This window comes from Chryseobacterium sp. PMSZPI, assembly GCF_002835665.1.
In the GTDB taxonomy this organism is placed as follows: Bacteria; Bacteroidota; Bacteroidia; order Flavobacteriales; family Weeksellaceae; genus Chryseobacterium.
The window spans coordinates 37,389-56,560 of record NZ_PIZV01000034.1; the positions used below are offsets into that span (position 1 = coordinate 37,389).

Genomic DNA, 19,172 nt, shown 5'->3' on the forward strand with positions numbered 1-19,172 from the left:
AGGAGCGTCCGGAGCTTTAACAACCTGTTCTTCAAATAGCTGATGAATGGTTTTATCAGAAGGATAATCTGATTCTACAGCATTCCATTCTTCCATTAGCTTAAGCTGATTATCAGAAACATGTGAGAATTTATCGGAAGTAATTGTCCAGTTTTCAAGAATTTGGGCAAGAACCGTTTTCATTCCATCAATCAGCTGTTCCATGGTATGCTGTTCAAAAAGAACGCCTTCATAATTGATTTTCAGGGTTACACTTTCTCCCTGCTCAAATGCCATAATTCCTAGTGGATAATCCAGTTTTTCAACTGAATCTTTGAAAACAAATCCTAATTCATTGTTATCATCTCCACCTTGTGGTACCGGATAGTTTTCATAGACAAATAGGCTGCTGAAAATACGTCTTGCATCCTGATGAAGTTCTGCAAGGTTTACATCACTGTGGGTATTCAGTTCACTGATTCTCTGTTGAATATCAGCAATAACATCCATCACTTTACCTTCATTATGCTGTACAATTAATGGAAGTGTATTGATAAAGAGACCTGCTGAAGATTCTATATCATCTACAGGAAGACTTCGCCCGGATACGGTTGTCCCTACAACAGTAGTTCCAACTCCTCCATATACGTTTAACTGGCTATGCCACAAGTACTGTAATACAGCATTAATGGTAACTCCGTTTTCCGCAGTGAACTTTTTCAGTTGCTGATATTCCTCTTCAATGATCGTCATTTTTACAACCTGATGATCTTTAATCCGACGATAAGTTCCCACATCAATATGTTTTTGGGACTCTTTGAGCAGGCTGCTAAGGTCTTCACGGTCTTCGAGAAGGTTCATATAAGTAGTCCAGAAGCTTCGGCTGCCCTCTTTGTGCTGCTGAAGGTATTCCTGGGTTTTGATGTAAGCATGATCTGTTAGAATATTCAGATCCTGTTTTTTGGTCAGTTTCAGATAGATATCGTGAATACTGGTCAGTATGATAGGCATACTCCAGCCATCCAACACTGCGTGATGATTGCTGAAAAGACAGGTATAATGCTTATCAGAACGTTTAAACAGATATACTCTGAACAATCCTCCTTTTGATAAATCATATACTTCAAAACGGTCTTTTTGAGTAGCTTCTCTAATCAGTTCATCCTGCTCTTCTTCATTCATGGTACTCAGATCCTGATAACGCCAGTCTAAGCTTCCTTTTTTATCAATGATCTGGATAATTTCTCCATTCCAGTCAAATCTAAGTCTCAGAGCCGGAAACTGTTGTTGGGTATAAGACCATGCTTCTTTAAGGGTCTCAACATTCATATCCGAAAGATAATCCCATACCAATTGTACACGATAGGCATCATCTGTATCTCCCTGGTTCAATGCATGATATACAAACCCTTCCTGAAGACTGTTTGCCAGATATATTTTATCTACTTCTTCTGATTCCTGAACTGATAAAAGTTGTTGATCCTCTATGATATAGTCAATATCCGAACGGGTAAGGAAGCTGCGGGTATTTTGAGAAAGTTCTTCCACCACATGAATAATCTGCTCTTTAAAAGATTGAGCAAGCTGCTCTACCTGTTGTTGGGTGAGATATCCTGAAAGACTGAAACGAAGCTGTCCTTTTAATACTCCACCATTAATACTGATAATATGGCCGTCTTTGTTCTTTTTTCCTATTGAAAGACCAGTATCTTCTGCTGCAATAGACCATGTTTTTTCACCGGAATGATCTTCCTGATCTAGCTGTCCAAGATAATTGAATCCAATCTTCGGAAGTTCGTGGTTAGTATAGCCAACAAGACCTCCATAGCCGATACCATGATCCGGAATTTCTCTTAAGGCTTCTTTGGTCAATATTACTGTATCGCTCGCATTTGCTCCAGTTGTCAGTAATAGCGGATACATTGAAGTAAACCAGCCTACCGTTTCCGTAATATCCAGATTAGTGAATACATCTTCACGGCCATGCCCTTCCAGTACAATAGCATGTCTGGATGCTCCAGTGAACTCTGTAAGTGCTGATGACAATGCTGCCAACAGCAGATCATTGATTTCCGTATGATACACGTGATGGCTTCCTCTAATCAGTTTTTCAGTAGTATTCTGATCCAGAAGAAGGATATCATGATGGTATTCAGTACCAGAAATTTCTTCAAGAGTCTGATTGCTTTCGTCTACCTGAGAGGTTATTCCGTTCCAATAGCCCAATTCTTTATTTCTGGATTCAGCATCTCCAGATTTATAATTTTTAATAGCCTGCACCCATTGGCGGTAGCTGCTGCCTTTCTTAATCTGATAATTTTCTCCTTTTTCAAGCGTCTGATAGATGTTTCTGAGATCTTCAAGAATAATTCTCCAGCTCACCGTATCAATGATAAGATGATGGAAAGCAAAGAAGATTCTTGCCGTTTTATCCTGGTATCCTGTGATGTAGCCGATATTGTAAAGTGGTCCTTTTTCAATATCAAACTGCTCCTGCCATGTAGTAAATATTTCAGAAAGTTCTGTCTGACTTACTTTGGAAGCATCAAGATCATTGATTTTTACTCCTGTTTTTTGGTCACCATAATATTGGCTATAATTTCCATTTTCAAGAGGATAATATAACCTGAAAGCATCATGTTTTTCAATCAGAAGTTCAATGCTTTTTTCTAAAAGACTGCGATCCAGCTCAGGAACATTAATCAAGAATGCCTGATTCCAATGGTTCGAATCCGCTAGGTACCCTTTTTCTTTTTCACTAAAGAACCATTCCTGAACAGGTAAAAGCGGAACTTCGCCTGTAAGGATTCCCTGTTCTGTAAGGATCTCAATCTCTGCTCCTGATTTTTTCTCTTCCATTAGAACAGCTAATGCTGCGGCTGTTCTTGAAGAGAATATTTCCTTCACACTCAACCTTAAATCCAGACGTTGTTTTATTTTTCCTACCAGCTGAATACTGATGATACTATCCCCTCCTAATCTGAAGAAATCATCATGAATACTGATACTTTCAGCATTGATTCCCAGTACTTCTCCATAAATTTCAACAAGGCTCTTCTGAAGTGCGGTTTCAGGTGCAGAATATTCTTTGTTTCCTGTGAAATCAGGTTCCGGTAATGCTCTTTTATCCAGTTTTCCATTAATGGTTAATGGTAAAGCTGTTAAATGAACAAAAGCTCCGGGAACCATATATTCAGGAAGGGTTTCAGATAAATATTCTGAAAGCAGCACTGAATCAATCATTGCATCAGAAACATAATATCCGGCCAGATATTTAATTCCTGATTTATTTTCTTTGGCTATGACAGCAACCTGACGAATGCCTGGATAGCCTAACAATGTATTTTCAATCTCTCCTAATTCAATACGATAGCCACGGATTTTCACCTGGAAGTCATTTCTTCCAATGTATTCAAGTTCTCCGTTTGGTAACCAACGCACCAAGTCTCCGGTTTTATACAATCTTCCATTCTCTCCTTTTTTATTTTGTTCAGGAGTTTGGAAAGGATTAGAAATAAAACGTTCTTCTGTAAGTTCAAGACGGTTCAGATAGCCTCTGGCAATACCGGCACCACCGATATAAAGTTCACCTGCTGCCCCTACTGGAACAGGACGTTGATAATCATCCAGAACATACACCGTCATATTTCCAATAGCACCTCCGATATTCACCGGATTACCATCTTCGTTGTAATGATGTAAAGTGGCACATACGGTACTTTCTGTAGGTCCATAGGCATTAATCAAATCTACTCCCTGTTCTTTATACAGCTTCATCACCTGAGGATTGGTAACATCTCCTGCCACTACCATTATTTCTAATGGAAGAATATGGTCTTTTGTGAGAAGTACCGGTGGTATGGTCGCAATACTGATATTATTTTCATGTATATACTCCTGCAAAGCAATAAGATCCGTTTGTTTATCTTTTTCCAAGATATAAATGCTGTGTCCATGGGTAATAGACGGATATAATTCCCAAACGTGCGCATCAAATACGTAGTTAGCGTACCATAGACAGTTTTTATGAACAGAGTCTGATTTCAGACCAAATTCTTTGGCTTCCTGCTCTATTAAGTTGGCTACACTTTTATGTTCAATCATTACTCCTTTTGGAAGTCCTGTAGTACCGCTGGTATAAATTACATAAGCAAGATTCTCAGGTTTTACTTCCGTTATAGGGTTTTCTGAAGATATCGTTTCAAGAATAGCATGGACAGTGATTGTATCCAGTGAAATAATCTCTACTGATGTATTTTTTACTCTTTCTGCTGTATTTTCTTCTGCCAAAATGATTTTTGCTGCCGTATCCTGAAGAATATGTTCTATTCTGTCTGCAGGATATGAAGGATCCATCGGCACATAAGCTGCCCCGGATTTTAATACTGCCAGGATCGCAATAAGCATTTGCTCAGAACGATTCAGGCATAGTGGGACAATATCATCCGGCTGAAGACCATAGGTTTCAATAAGATGGTTCGCCAAGCGGTTAGCACGCTCATTAAGCTCACGATAAGACAATCTTACGTTCTGATATACTACTGCAATCTGATTCGGAGTTTTCGCAACCTGTTTTTCGAATAATTTGTGAATGGTTGTATCGGAAGGATAAAATACTTCTGTTGCATTCCATTCTTTCATTATTTTTTCACCAGCATCTTCTGTAATTAAACGAAGGTCAGATAGTTTGGTTGTTTCCAGGTTTACATCATTACCAAAGGCCTGTTCAAGCAGGTACAGATAAGAATCAATCATATTCTTAACCGTTTCTCTTGCAAAAATTGCCTTGGCATAATTGAACATTCCCTGGATGGTTTCTTCACCATCATCAATCATGGTAGACAAATCAAACTTAGCCACATCATAATCCGTATCTCCTTCATAAGGATGGAACAGTAAATCTGTATCATCAGCACTTCTGCCGAAACTCTGAAGACCAAACATTACCTGGAATACAGGATGACGGGACATATCCTGTTCTACCCCTAATTCTTCAACCAGTTTTTCGAACGGCAGATCCTGATGAGACTGCGCCTCAATTACAGACTGAGCGATCTGAAGAATAAAGTCTTTCAGATTTTGCTCTGCATCAATGGTTTCTCTTAAGGCTAATGTGTTCACAAAGAAACCTATCATATCCTCAAGACCTGCATGGTGTCTATTGGCAATAGGGCTTCCTACTACAATATCATTCTGACCGGAATAAGCAGACAGCATCAGATAATAACCTCCCAGCATCACACTGTATAAACTAACTCCCAGTTCTTTAGATGTTTTTCTCAGACCCTGGGCTAGTTTTGGAGACAGTACAAAATGGATGGTTTCTCCATCATAAGAAACCTGGTTGGGTCTCTTATAATCTACAGGCAGGTTCAGGGTCTGGAAATCATCCAGTTTTGTTTTCCAATAGTCTACCTGACGATCAAGTCTTTCTCCGGAAAGGTAATCTCTCTGCCATAATGCAAAGTCTTTATATTGTACCTTAACTTCAGGAAGTTGAGGTTCTTCACCCTTGATAAGGGCGTTGTAAATTGTTTGTATTTCTTTTAAGAAAATATCCGTTGACCAACCATCAAATGCAATGTGATGAATCACAACTGACAAATGATGGTGGTCTCCTAACCTAAAAATGCTAATTTCTATAGGAAGTTCTTCATCCAGACGGAAGATTTTATTGGAAACTCTATTGATTTCTCTGTCCAGCTCCTCTTTTGTATTTACCTCGTGTAAATGAATAGCCGGAACCTGGTCAAGAATCAACTGATATCCTTTTCCTTCGTCGGTTGAACGGATAATGGTTCGTAATACTTCATGTCGTATTACAATGGTTTCGAGTGCCTTTCCTATTACTGAAAGGTCTGTTTTTTCATTCAGACGGACAGTCATAGGAATGTTATAGGCACTGCTTCCTCCTTCATAAGTTTCAATAAACCAAAGTCTTTCCTGGGCAAATGATAACTTTTGCTCTTCAGGGGAATTCACTTTTACCGGTATTATTGTAACCTGTTCATCAATATTATTTTGATCATTTAATGCTTCTGAAAGTGAGGCTACTGTTTTATGGCCAAATATCACAGCTACCCCAACCTGCATATCCAGAGTTCGTTTGATGGAGCTGATTAATTTGATGGCCATGATACTGTTTCCTCCAAGACTGAAGAAATCATCATGAATACCAATACCAGAAGCGTCTAATCCAAGGACTTCTCCATAGATTCGACATAATTTCTCCTGTAATTCCGTCTCTGGGGCAGTATATTCCTTACCTCCTGTAAACTCAGGTTCTGGTAAGGCTCTTCTGTCTAATTTACCATTGATGGTTAATGGTAATGAGGTTAAGTGAACAAATGCTGCTGGAACCATATATTCTGGCAACACCTCTGATAAAAATGCGGTAAGATCACTTACTTCATTTGCTTTTTCTGAGACATAATATCCAACAAGGTATTTCAGTCCGCCTTTGTTTTCTTTGGCCAGAACCACAGCTTGTTTTACTTCTGGATATTCCTGAAGTCTGTTTTCTATTTCTCCTAATTCGATTCTATATCCACGGATCTTCACCTGGAAGTCGTTTCTTCCAATGTATTCCAGTTCGCCATCAGCAAGATAACGTACCAAATCTCCGGTTTTGTACAGGATTCCGTTCGTTCCCTGATTCTTTTCTTCTAATGTCTGGAAAGGATTTCTGATGAAACGTTCGGCGGTGAGTTCTTCACGGTTCAGGTAGCCTCTGGCAATTCCTGCTCCGCCTACATACAATTCTCCTACAGCTCCTACCGGAACGGCACGAAGATGTTTATCAAGGATATACATGCCTTGGTCTGGAATATTCTCCCCGATTAATGAGGCTTTATCCAAGTCGTCTGCACTCAATTTCTTGTAAGTAACATGGACGGTGGTCTCAGTAATTCCATACATGTTAATCAGTGTTGGAGAAGAATAATAACGTTCGTACCAAGGTTTTAAAGAGGCCAGATTTAAGGCTTCTCCACCAAAGATCACATAGCGAAGACTGCTTAATAGTTCGTCTCTTTGAAGTGCTGTATCTATAAACTGGTAGAAGGCAGTTGGGGTTTGGTTTAATACCGTTAAGCCTTCTTCTAAACATAAACTGAAGAATAAATTCGTGTCTTTGGTCTGTTCAGAGGATGGAACTAATAATTTTCCACCATAGAACAAAGCTCCCCAGATTTCCCATACACTAAAGTCAAATACATAGGAATGGAATAAGCTCCAAACATCTTTGTCATTGAACTGGTACCAATGATCTGTCGCACTGAACAAACGAGCTACATTGCGGTGTTCCTGTAGTACTCCTTTTGGCATTCCTGTTGTTCCACTGGTGTAGATTACATACGCCAGATGATTAGAAGCTACGGATGTAACAGGATTTTCAATGCTGCTGTTTTCAAGAACTGTTTTAAGCTCTGGATCGTTCAAAATAAGCATGGAAGTTTCCTCTCCGCAGGCTTCAAGAACATTAAGCTCAGAACCGCCTTGAGTAATGACAATTTTTGCACCTGTATCTGTCAAAATATGTTTGATTCTATCGGAAGGATATGATGGATCCATTGGAACATAAGCCCCTCCGGATTTTAACACAGCCAGAATAGCTACAAGCATTTCTTCGGAACGCTCCAAGCATAAAGGAATAAGATCATCTGGCTGAATATCATACGTTTTGATAAGGTAGTTTGCCAAACGATTAGCTCGTTCATTTAACTCACGATAAGAAAGTCTTATGTCCTGATAAACGACTGCTGTATGATTTGGTGTTCTCTCAACCTGAGTTTCAAATAATTGATGAATGGTGGTATCACTCGGATAATGAACCCCAGAAGACCATAGTTTGGAAACCGTTTTATATTCTTCCTGAGTAAGATAAGATAACTGATCGGATGAAATTTCTGAATTTTCAAGGATCTGATCCAAAACAGTGTTCATCCCACTGATTAATTGCTGAATCATGGCTTCCTCAAACAGATAGCCTTCGTAGCTGATATTCAGCCAAATTTCATCACCCGCTTCATAAGCTACAATTCCCAACGGATAATCCAGACGCTCTACCGAACCTTTGAAGACAAATGATAATTCATTATCCTCATCTCCTTTCGGAGCCGGGTAATTTTCATAAACAAATAAGCTGCTGAAAATCCGGCGCCCATCATGCTGAAGGCTTGCCAGGTTTACACTGCTATGCGTATTAAGCTCACTGATCCTGTTCTGAATTTCTGAAATAATATTGGCTACTTTACCTTCCGTATGGCTCACAATCAGTGGTAAGGTATTGATATACAAGCCAACTGAAGATTCAATATCATCTACCGGTATGCTTCTTCCGGAAACCGTAGTTCCTACCACGGTAGACTGTGTTCCGCTGTAAATCGCCAATTGTTTATGCCATAGATATTGAAGTACAGCATTGATGGTAAATCCGTTCTTTGTTGTAAACTTCTTCAATTGCTGATATTGTTCACCCACAATCGACATTTTGATCGAGCGATGATCTACAATCTGCTTGTATTCTGAAAGATCAATCTGTTTCTTAGATTCTTTAATCCAACCACTGATATCTTCACGATCTTCAAGAAGTCCCATATAGTCTTTCCAGAAATCAGCATTAGCATCTTTATGGTTCTGAAGATACTTTTGGGCTTCTGCATACGCTTCATCCGGTGCCGGAGAAAGCTCCTGATTTTTAATGAGTTTTAAATAAGCCTCATGAATAAGGGTCAGGAATATAGGCATACTCCATCCATCAAGAATGGCATGATGATTACTGAAAAGACAAGTATAATGCTGCTCTGAGCGTTTGAACAGGTATATTCTGAAAAGACTTCCTTTTGCAAGGTCATACACTTCAAAACGGTCTTTCTGGGTCAGTTCTGCAATGAAATCTTCCTGTTGATCTTTGTTCATTTCACTCAAATCATGATAACGCCAGTCGAGACTTCCTTTTTTATCGATAATCTGAACAATTTCTTCACTCCAGTCAAACCTCAGCCTTAATGTAGGAAGTTGATTTTGAGTATATACCCATGCTTCTTTCAGCTTTTCAAGATTCATTTCAGAAAGATAATCCCATACCAGTTGTACACGGTAGGCATCATCAGTATCTCCTTGATTCAATGCGTGATATACAAATCCTTCCTGTAAGCTGTTGGCAAGATATACGCCTTCTACCGCTCCAGATTCCTGAATATACATCAGCTGATCTTTACCAACAATATTCTCTGTATCCGATGGAGTTAACCAGGTTTTTGGTTCTGCTGTTAATTCATCAACAATTTGTTTTATATATTCTTCAAATTTTCGGGTAAGCAGATCTACCTGATTCTGTGAAAGGTATCCTGAGATTCCAAAGCGAAGCTGTCCGTCAGCAATGGCTCCGTTGACACTAATTATATAGCTGTCACGGTTTTTATCGCCCATGGAGTTTCCGCTGTTTTCTCCAGAAATATACCAGGTTTTCTCTCCTGTACTTTCTTCCTGGTCAAGCTGCCCAAGATAGTTGAAACTGATTTTCGGAAGTGCCTGTTTGGTATATCCAACAAGACTACCATATCCAATTCCATTGTTTGGAATACTTCTCAGTGATTCTTTGGTTAAAATAACAGTATCTTTTACGTCCTTCCCAGTCTGTAACAACAATGGATACATGGAAGTAAACCATCCCACTGTTTCTGTAATATCCAGGTTATTGAATACCTCTTCACGGCCATGGCCCTCTAGAAGAACGGCATGTCCTGATGTTCCGGTAAGGTCTGAAAGCGCGGAAGCAAGGGCAGATAACAAGATATCATTAATCTGTGTATGATATACATGATGAATCTCTCTAATCAGCTTCTCTGTATAGCTTTCTTCAAGGCTAAGATTTGCAAAATGATAACCATCAGAAGATACTTCAGCTAAAATATCATTGTTTTTCGCAACATTTCCGGCAGTATGAGTCCAGTAAGCAAGTTCTTTGGTTCTGGCTTCAGGGTTATCAAGAAGATATCCTTTTACAGCTTCAGTCCACTGGCGGTAGCTGCTTCCTTTTACATAGGCTTCAGGCTGGTTTCCTTTTTCTTCCGTATATTTTTTATTTGATGAATTAAGGTCGTCAGGAACCCCGATTGTATTTTCAAAGGAAGAAATTTTGTATTTCATCGGGGTTTCCAGATTCTGATATATATTTTTCAGGTCTTCTGTAATAATTCTCCAGCTTACGGCATCAATAATCAAGTGATGCAATGCAAAGAAGATTCTTGCGCTTCCGTCTTGGTATCCGTGAGCATATCCAACCTGGAATAAAGGTCCGTTCACAATATCAAAATGAGACTGCCATTCTGTAAATACGTTGGAAATTTCTTCTGATGACATTCCTGAAATATCAAGATCTTTAATTTCCGGTATATATTCTATTCCGTACTGTTGAGTGTATGTATTATTCTCTTTTGGATAATAGATTCTGAAGGCATCATGCTTTTCAATCAACAGCTTTATACTTTGCTTCAGCACTTCTGGATTAAGCTCAGGAACGGTAATCAGGAAAGATTGGTTCCAGTGATTAAGATCTCCTACATATCCTTCCTCAACCAAATTAAAGAACCATTCCTGAATAGGAAGGAAAGATAAACTTCCGGTAAGCTGACCTTGTTCTGTCAGAATCTGAGTTTGTTCTTCTTTGGCCTTGCTTTCCATTAATTCGGAAAGTTTCAGGACCGATCTGGTTGTAAAAATATCTTTAACGCTTACTCTTATATCAAGTCTTTGTCTGATTCTGCTGACAAGCTGGATACTGATAATACTGTCACCTCCTAATCTGAAGAAATCATCATGAATACCAATACCAGAAGCGTCTAATCCAAGAACTTCTCCATAAATCTGACATAATTTCTCCTGTAATTCGGTTTCAGGGGCTGTGTATTCTCTGCCTCCTGTAAACTCAGGCTCCGGTAAGGCTCTTCTGTCTAATTTACCATTGATAGTCAGTGGTAATGAGGTTAAGTGAACAAACGCTACAGGAACCATGTATTCTGGTAATACCTCTGATAAGAATGCAGTAAGATCACTTACTTCATTTGCTTTTTCTGAGACATAATAGCCAACAAGGTATTTCAGTCCGGCTTTGTTTTCTTTAGCCAGAACAACAGCTTGTTTTACTTCCGGGTATTCCTGAAGTCTGTTTTCTATTTCTCCTAATTCTATTCTATAGCCGCGGATCTTCACCTGGAAGTCGTTTCTTCCGATATATTCCAGTTCACCGTCTGCAAGATAGCGTACTAAATCTCCGGTTTTGTAAAGGATTCCATTTATTTCCTGATTCTTTTCTTCTAAAGTCTGGAAAGGATTAGTGATGAAACGTTCGGCTGTAAGTTCTTCACGGTTCAGGTAGCCTCTTGCTATTCCTGCTCCGCCTACATACAATTCTCCTACTGCTCCTACCGGAACGGCACGAAGATGTTTATCAAGGATATACATGCCTTGGTCAGGAATATTCTCCCCAATTAAGGAAGCTTTGTCCAAGTCTTCTGCTCTCAATTTCTTGTAGGTTACATGGACGGTGGTCTCAGTAATTCCATACATGTTAATCAGTGTTGGTGCGGAATGATAACGCTCATACCAAGGTTTTAAAGAGGCCAGATTTAAGGCTTCTCCACCAAAGATCACATAGCGAAGACTACTTAGCTGTTCTTCTCTCTGAAGTGCGGTATCAATAAACTGGTAGAAGGCAGTTGGGGTTTGGTTTAATACCGTTAAGCCTTCTTCTAAACATAAGCTGAAGAATAAGTTCGTGTCTTTGGTCTGTTCAGAAGATGGAACTAATAATTTTCCGCCATAGAACAGAGCTCCCCAGATTTCCCATACACTAAAGTCAAAGACATAGGAATGGAATAAGCTCCAAACGTCTTTGTCATTGAACTGATACCAATGATCGGTCGCACTAAACAAACGGGACACATTGCAGTGTTCCTGCAGTACTCCTTTTGGCATTCCTGTGGTTCCACTGGTGTAGATTACATATGCCAGATGATGAGATGCTACGGAAGTAACAGGGTTTTCAATGCTGTAGTTTTCAAGAACTGTTTCCAGTTCCGGATCGTTCAAAATTAACATGGAAGTTTCCTCTCCGCAAGCTTCAAGAACATTAAGCTCAGAACCACCTTGGGTAATGACGATTTTTGCGCCTGTATCGGTAAGAATATGTTTGATTCTATCTGCTGGATATGACGGATCCATCGGCACATAAGCTCCACCGGATTTTAACACAGCCAGAATAGCTACAAGCATTTCTTCTGAACGCTCCAAACATAAAGGAATAAGATCATCTGGCTGAATATCATACGTTTTGATAAGGTAGTTTGCCAAACGGTTAGCTCGTTCATTTAACTCACGATAAGAGAGTCTTACGGCCTGATAAACGATTGCTGTATGGTCTGGTGTTCTCTCAACCTGATTTTCAAATAACTGATGAATGGTGGTATCACTCGGATAGTCAATTCCACAAGACCATAGCTTAGAAACAGCTTCATTTTGTTCTTCAGAAATTAAATCCAATTCGGATATAGCAAGACTTTCTGTATCATTGATTTCTGCGATCTGACCAAGCAGGAACAGATATGTATTCAACATATTCTGAACGGTTTCTTTTGAGAAAACAGATTTCGCATAATTGAACATTCCCTGTAAACTATGGCCGATATCGTTAATCATAGTCGTCAGATCAAACTTAGCTACCTGATAATCAATATTTCCATTGAAAGGATATAACAATGTGTTTTCATTTTCCGATTGAGAAACGTCTTCTCCAAAACTCTGAAGCCCAAACATCACCTGGAACACAGGATGTCTTGAAGTATCTTTCTCTACCCCAAGCTCTTCCACTAATTTTTCAAAAGGAAGATCCTGATAAGACTGTGCTTCCGTCACTGATTGAGCAACCTGTAAGATAAAGTCTTTTATCTGCTGATTCGGATCAATAGTTTCTCTGAGTGCCAATGTATTGACAAAGAATCCGATCATCTCTTCGAGACCTGCATGGTGACGGTTTGCAATAGGACTTCCTACAATAATATCATCCTGTCCGGAATAAGCGGAAAGTGTTAAGTAATATCCTCCTAACAAAATACTATACAAGCTTACTCCAAGGTCTTTTGAGAGATTTTTTAACTTTTGAGTCTGCTCTTCATTAAGGCTGAAATAGATATTTTCTCCTTCATACGATATTTGAGCTGGTCTCTTGAAGTCTGTTGCCAGATCAAGGTTCTGGAATCCTCCAAGTTTGTTTTTCCAGTAACCGATCTGTTGTTCAAGCCTTTCTCCAGTAAGATAATTACGCTGCCATAATGCAAAATCCTTGTATTGGATCTTTAATGCAGCCAATTCATGGGGTTGCCCTTGTTTAATCGCATTGTAAATAGTGATTAGCTCTTTTAAGAAGATATCTGTGGACCATCCATCAAATGCAATATGATGAATCACTACTGATAAATAATGGCTTTCTTCAAGCCTAAAGATGTTGATATCTATAGGCAGTTCTTCTTCCAACTTGAAGATTTTATTAGCCACGCGGCTCACTTTTTCTTCCAGTTCCTGCATTGTTTTCACTTCATACTGATGAATAGCAGGAATATCATTCATAACCAATTGCCAGCCTTTTCCTTCATCGGTCATGCGAATGACTGAACGAAGTACTTCATGACGCATTACAATAGCATCCAATGCTTTACAAAGGGTTGTAATATCTGTATTTTTATCAAGAAGGAAGGCCATTGGAATATTATAAGCGCTGGTTCCGCCTTCATAATTTTCAATAAACCACAGTCTTTCCTGAGCAAAAGATAAACTCTGCTCTTCTGGGGTGTTAACCTTTACAGGAGTAATCGTAACCTGTTCATTGTTATGGTTTTCATCTGATAAAACAGTTGATAACAGAGCAATCGTTTTATGATTGAATATTTTGGCAACTTCTACCTGTATCTGTAAAGTCTGCTTGATTTTACTGATAAGCTTGATGGCCATGATACTATTTCCACCCAATCTGAAGAAATCATCATGAATGCTGATGGTATCTGCATCCAATCCTAATACTTCACCATAAACCTGGCAAAGCTGTTTCTGAAGAGTCGTCTCCGGAGCTGTATATTCTTTGCTGCCTGTAAAATCCGGTTCAGGTAGTGCTTTTCTGTCTAATTTTCCATTGATCGTTACTGGTAAAGTCGTTAAATGAACAAAAGCACCAGGAACCATATATTCAGGAAGAGATGCTGATAAATATTCTGAAAGCAGTTCTGAATCTATAGCCTCATCAGAAACATAATACGCCGCCAGATATTTCAATCCGGATTTGTTTTCTTTGGCCAATACAGCAACCTGACGAATTTCAGAATATCCTAACAGTGTATTTTCAATTTCTCCTAATTCGATACGATACCCACGGATTTTCACCTGGAAGTCGTTTCTTCCCACATATTCCAGTTCTCCATTCGATAACCAGCGAACTAAATCCCCGGTTTTGTATAAACGGCTGTTCTCTCCTCTTTCTTTCTGGTCTGAAGTCTGGAAAGGATTTGAAATGAAACGTTCTTCGGTAAGTTCAGGACGATTTAAATACCCTCTTGCAATCCCTGCTCCTCCAATGTACAGCTCACCTACAGCTCCTATCGGAACCAGGCGATTTTGCTGATCGAGAACGTATGCATAAGTATTGGCAATCGGTCCACCGATATTCAATGGATTTCTATCTTCTTTATAGTAATGAAGCGTTGCACAGACGGTTCCTTCTGTAGGACCATATTCGTTCACAAAAATAATATCATCAATATTTTTATCCAGGGCAGGGAAACTTTCACCTCCGGCAAATATCAGTTTCAGATTGGTTCCGTTCTCTACCACTTCTCTTAACAGAACGGGCGGAATAAATGAAACTTCAATATTATTTTCTTTGACGTATTGATTAAGTTCTCCTACTGATGTTCTAAGCTCATTGCTGTACAACCACAAAGTATTTCCATTACATAACACCGGAAATGCTTCGTATACAAAAGCATCAAATACATAGTTAGAGTAACATCCTACTTCCTGATATTCTTGAAGTCGGTGAGCCTTTATCATTGATTCAATGAGGTTTATCACTCCTGAATGTTCAATCATTACTCCTTTTGGCAATCCAGTTGTTCCACTGGTGTAGATCACATAAGCAAGATGATTAGCATTTACCTGGATAACAGGATTTTCAGATGATGTTATTTCAAGTTTTGCTTGAAGGCTTACCTCATGTATAGAAAGAAGCTCAACGGCTGTATTTTCCAGCTTTCCTGCTGTACTTTCCTGCCCAATAACCAACTTAGCCTGTGTATCCTGAAGAATATGCTGTATTCTGTCTGATGGATAAGAAGGATCCATTGGAACATAAGCTGCTCCTGATTTTAATATAGCAAGAATAGCGATCAATATATTTTCAGAACGCTCCAGGCATATTGGTACCAGATCATCTGGCTGAAGAGCATAATTGTCAATCAGATAATGAGCCAGCTGATTGGCTTTTTCATTCAGTTCCTGATAAGAGAAACGGATATTCTGATACACCAAAGCTGTTTGAGCAGGAGTCTTTTTCACCTGATCTTCAAAAAGCTGATGGATTGTTATTTCTGACGGATATGCTTTATAGGTGGCGTTCCATTCTTCTGTTAATTTCTTATTTTGCTCAAGAGGAACCAGATTCAATTCAGAAAGTGTCATTTCCTTCTGACCATCACCTTCTGCTATCTGCTCCAGTAAAAACTCATAAGAACGGATCATGTTTCCAACCGTTTCTTTTGAGAAAATGGCTTTAGCATAGTTGAACATTCCTTTGATGTGATCTTCTCCATCATCAATCATCGTCGTCAGATCAAATTTAGCCACCTGATAGTCTATTTCTCCATCAAAAGGATACAACAGCCTGTCCTGATTATTTTGAGAAGAAGAATCGCTTCCAAAATTCTGAAGGCCAAACATTACCTGGAAAACAGGGTGTCTTGAGGTATCCTGCTCTACTCCAAGTTCTTCTACCAGCTTTTCGAATGGCAGATCCTGATGAGACTGTGCTTCGGTAACTGATTTTGAAACCTGAAGAAGGAAGTCTCTAAGGTTTTGCTTAGTATCCAGGGTTTCTCTCAATGCCAGTGTGTTGACAAAGAATCCTATAATATCTTCTAGTCCTGCATGATGACGATTGGCAATAGGACTTCCTACCACAATATCATCCTGCCCTGAATACGCAGAAAGCATTAAATAATAGCCTCCTAACATTACAGAATACAGGCTTATTCCAAGGTTTTTAGACAGCGTTCTCAGCTTTTCACTTTGTTCTCCATCTAAGCTGAAATATAGATTTTCTCCTTCGTAGGATATTTGAGAAGGTCTTCTGAAATCTGTAGGAAGATCCAAATTCTGGAAATCTTCCAGTTTATCTTTCCAATAGCTGATCTGTTTTTCGAGGCGATGCCCGGAAAGGTAATCACGCTGCCATAAAGCATAATCTTTGTACTGTACTGGCAGATCAGAAAGCACCTCAGTATGTTCATTATTAAGAAAAGCCTGATAGATTGTTTGGATTTCTTTCAGGAATATATCCGTAGACCATCCATCAAAAGCAATATGGTGAATGACTGCTGACAGATAATATCGGTTTTCAAATCTGAAAATATTAATTTCAACAGGGATCTCTGTATCAAGTCGGAAGACTTTATTAGCACATTTGTTGATGGCTTCATCTAGATCTTTTCTTGTGTTTATTTCAGTCACTTTCCATTCAGGAATGCTGTTAGTAACCACTTGGTAGCCTATTCCATCTTCTGTTGTTTTAATGATGGAACGTAGAACTTCATGACGCTTAATAACTTCTTCGAAAGCTTTCTGTAAAATAGAAATATCCGTTTTCTGATCCAGAATTGCCGTCATTGGAATATTGTAGGCACTGCTTCCGCCTTCATAGGTTTCAATAAACCAAAGCCTTTCCTGAGCAAACGATAATCTTTGTTCTTCAGGAGTATTAACTTTTATAGAGGTAATGGCAACCTGCTCTTCAATATGGGTTTCATCCATTAACACTTCAGCTAAAGAAGCAATTGTTTTATGGCTGAAAATTGCAGCTACTTCTACTCTTATACCAAGAACCTGTTTAATCTTACTGATAAGTTTGATGGCCATGATACTGTTTCCTCCTAATCTGAAGAAATCATCATGTATTCCTATGTTGGCTGCCTCCAAACCAAGAACCAGGGCATAGATCTGACATAATTGTTTTTGTAGTTCAGTTTCAGGGGCTGTGTAATCTGTTCCTGCTGTAAATTCAGGTTCAGGAAGCCCTCGTCGGTCCAGTTTTCCATTGATGGTTAGCGGCAGTGAACTAAGGTGTACGAATGCCACAGGCACCATATATTCCGGTAATGTTTGTGATAAAAAGGTAGTAAGAAGTCCTGCTTCTATTGAAGAATCTGAAACATAATAGCCTACAAGGTATTTAAGTCCTGCTTTATTTTCTTTAGCCAACACAACGGATTGTCTTACCTCCGGATATTCCTGAAGCCTGTTTTCAATTTCGCCCAGCTCTATTCTATACCCACGGATTTTTACCTGGAAGTCATTTCTTCCCATGTATTCAAGTTCTCCGGAAGGCAGATAACGAACAAGATCGCCTGTTTTATAGATACGTCCGTTTTCTCCTTTTTCTTTCTGCTCTTTTGTCTGGAAAGGATTTTCTTGAAAGCGTTCTACAGTAAGTTCGGAACGGTTCAAATAGCCTCTGGCAACGCCTGCCCCACCAATATAGAGTTCTCCAATAGCACCTACCGGTACCGGACGATGGTAAGCATCAAGCACATAAATACTTGTATTGCTGATTGGCCGTCCAATATTATTAACTCTGCTGTTGGTATTGACAAGAGATGTTACTGTAGTCTCAGTAGGGCCATAGGAATTGACTAATTTAAATGCTCCTTCTTTTAATTTTTTGTGTAAATCTGAGGATAAGGCTTCCCCGCCTGAGTTCAGTATACGCAAGCTTTTCACCTTAGTAACATCTATACTTTGCAGTACGGAAGGCGTAAGGTGGATATAAGAAACGTTATGATCCGTCAATGTTTTTATAAACTCTTCTTCATTGAGTAACAGATTTTGACTGTCTATGAAGACTAAAGTATTTCCATTTAATATAGCGAGCAAAATCTGCTCTATAGAGGCATCAAACACATAGTTGGCAAACTGCAGAATAACATCGGAACTGTTTAATCCGTAACGAGGATAGAGATCATGAATTAAATTAACAGCACCTTTATGCTCTATCATTACCCCTTTAGGCATACCCGTTGTTCCACTGGTATAAATTACATAGGCAAGGTTTTCTTCCGTACCTTTCGTAAGAGGGTTATCTGTGCTCATTCCTGCAAGGGTACTGATGAAAGACATATTGTCTAAAGAGATAATATCCAGCGGCTTTTCTGCATTCTGAGATATTGCCTCTTTTGTAGTTTCCTGAGCAATAACCAGTAAAGCACTGGTGTCTTTTAGGATATGCTGTATTCTTTTTGCAGGATATGACGGATCTACAGGTACATACGCTGCACCTGCTTTCATTACTGCAAGAATCGCAATAAGCATTTGCTCGGAACGATTCAGACAAAGGGGAATCAGGTCATCCGGTTTAATACCGTATGTCTTTATAAGATAATTGGCTAAACGATTGGCTTTCTCATTCAATTCAAAATAAGACAGCTTATTGGCCTGATAGATAACAGCAATATTATCAGGCGTTTTAATTACCTGATTTTCAAATATATGATGTATTGTTTTTTGAGTTAAATAATTATTCTCTGTATCAGCAGAAAATTCATATTCTGAAACAGAATGCACATCATTTTCAATTTCCTCTGGCTTGGTTGGGCTAATAACAAAATTAGTGTGGGAACTATTTCTATTGATGTATTCAATGCTGCCATTAGGAAGATATCTGGCAGTATCCCCTGTTTTATACAGTCTTTCGTTTTCTCCATTTTTATTAGAGACCGCCTCTTGGAATGGATTATTAATGAAACGTTGAGCAGTTAGTTCCGGCTGATTCAAATATCCTCTGGCAATACCAGGTCCGCCTATGTAAAGCTCTCCTATAGATCCAAACTGAACCTGATTAAGCTCAGCATCAAGAATATAAACATCCTGGCCAAGAA

The 19,172-nt window shown here is 39.1% G+C and carries 1 protein-coding gene (only partly in view); it reads right to left on the minus strand.

All 19,172 nt of this window come from inside a single coding sequence — locus CW752_RS07070, non-ribosomal peptide synthetase (RefSeq protein WP_101239055.1), on the minus strand. Of the gene's 45,675 coding nucleotides, 13,228 precede the window and 13,275 follow it; the stretch shown corresponds to coding positions 13,229-32,400 — codons 4,410 (partial) to 10,800 (complete); reading right to left, the first codon wholly in view occupies window positions 19,168-19,170. The start codon and the stop codon both lie outside this window.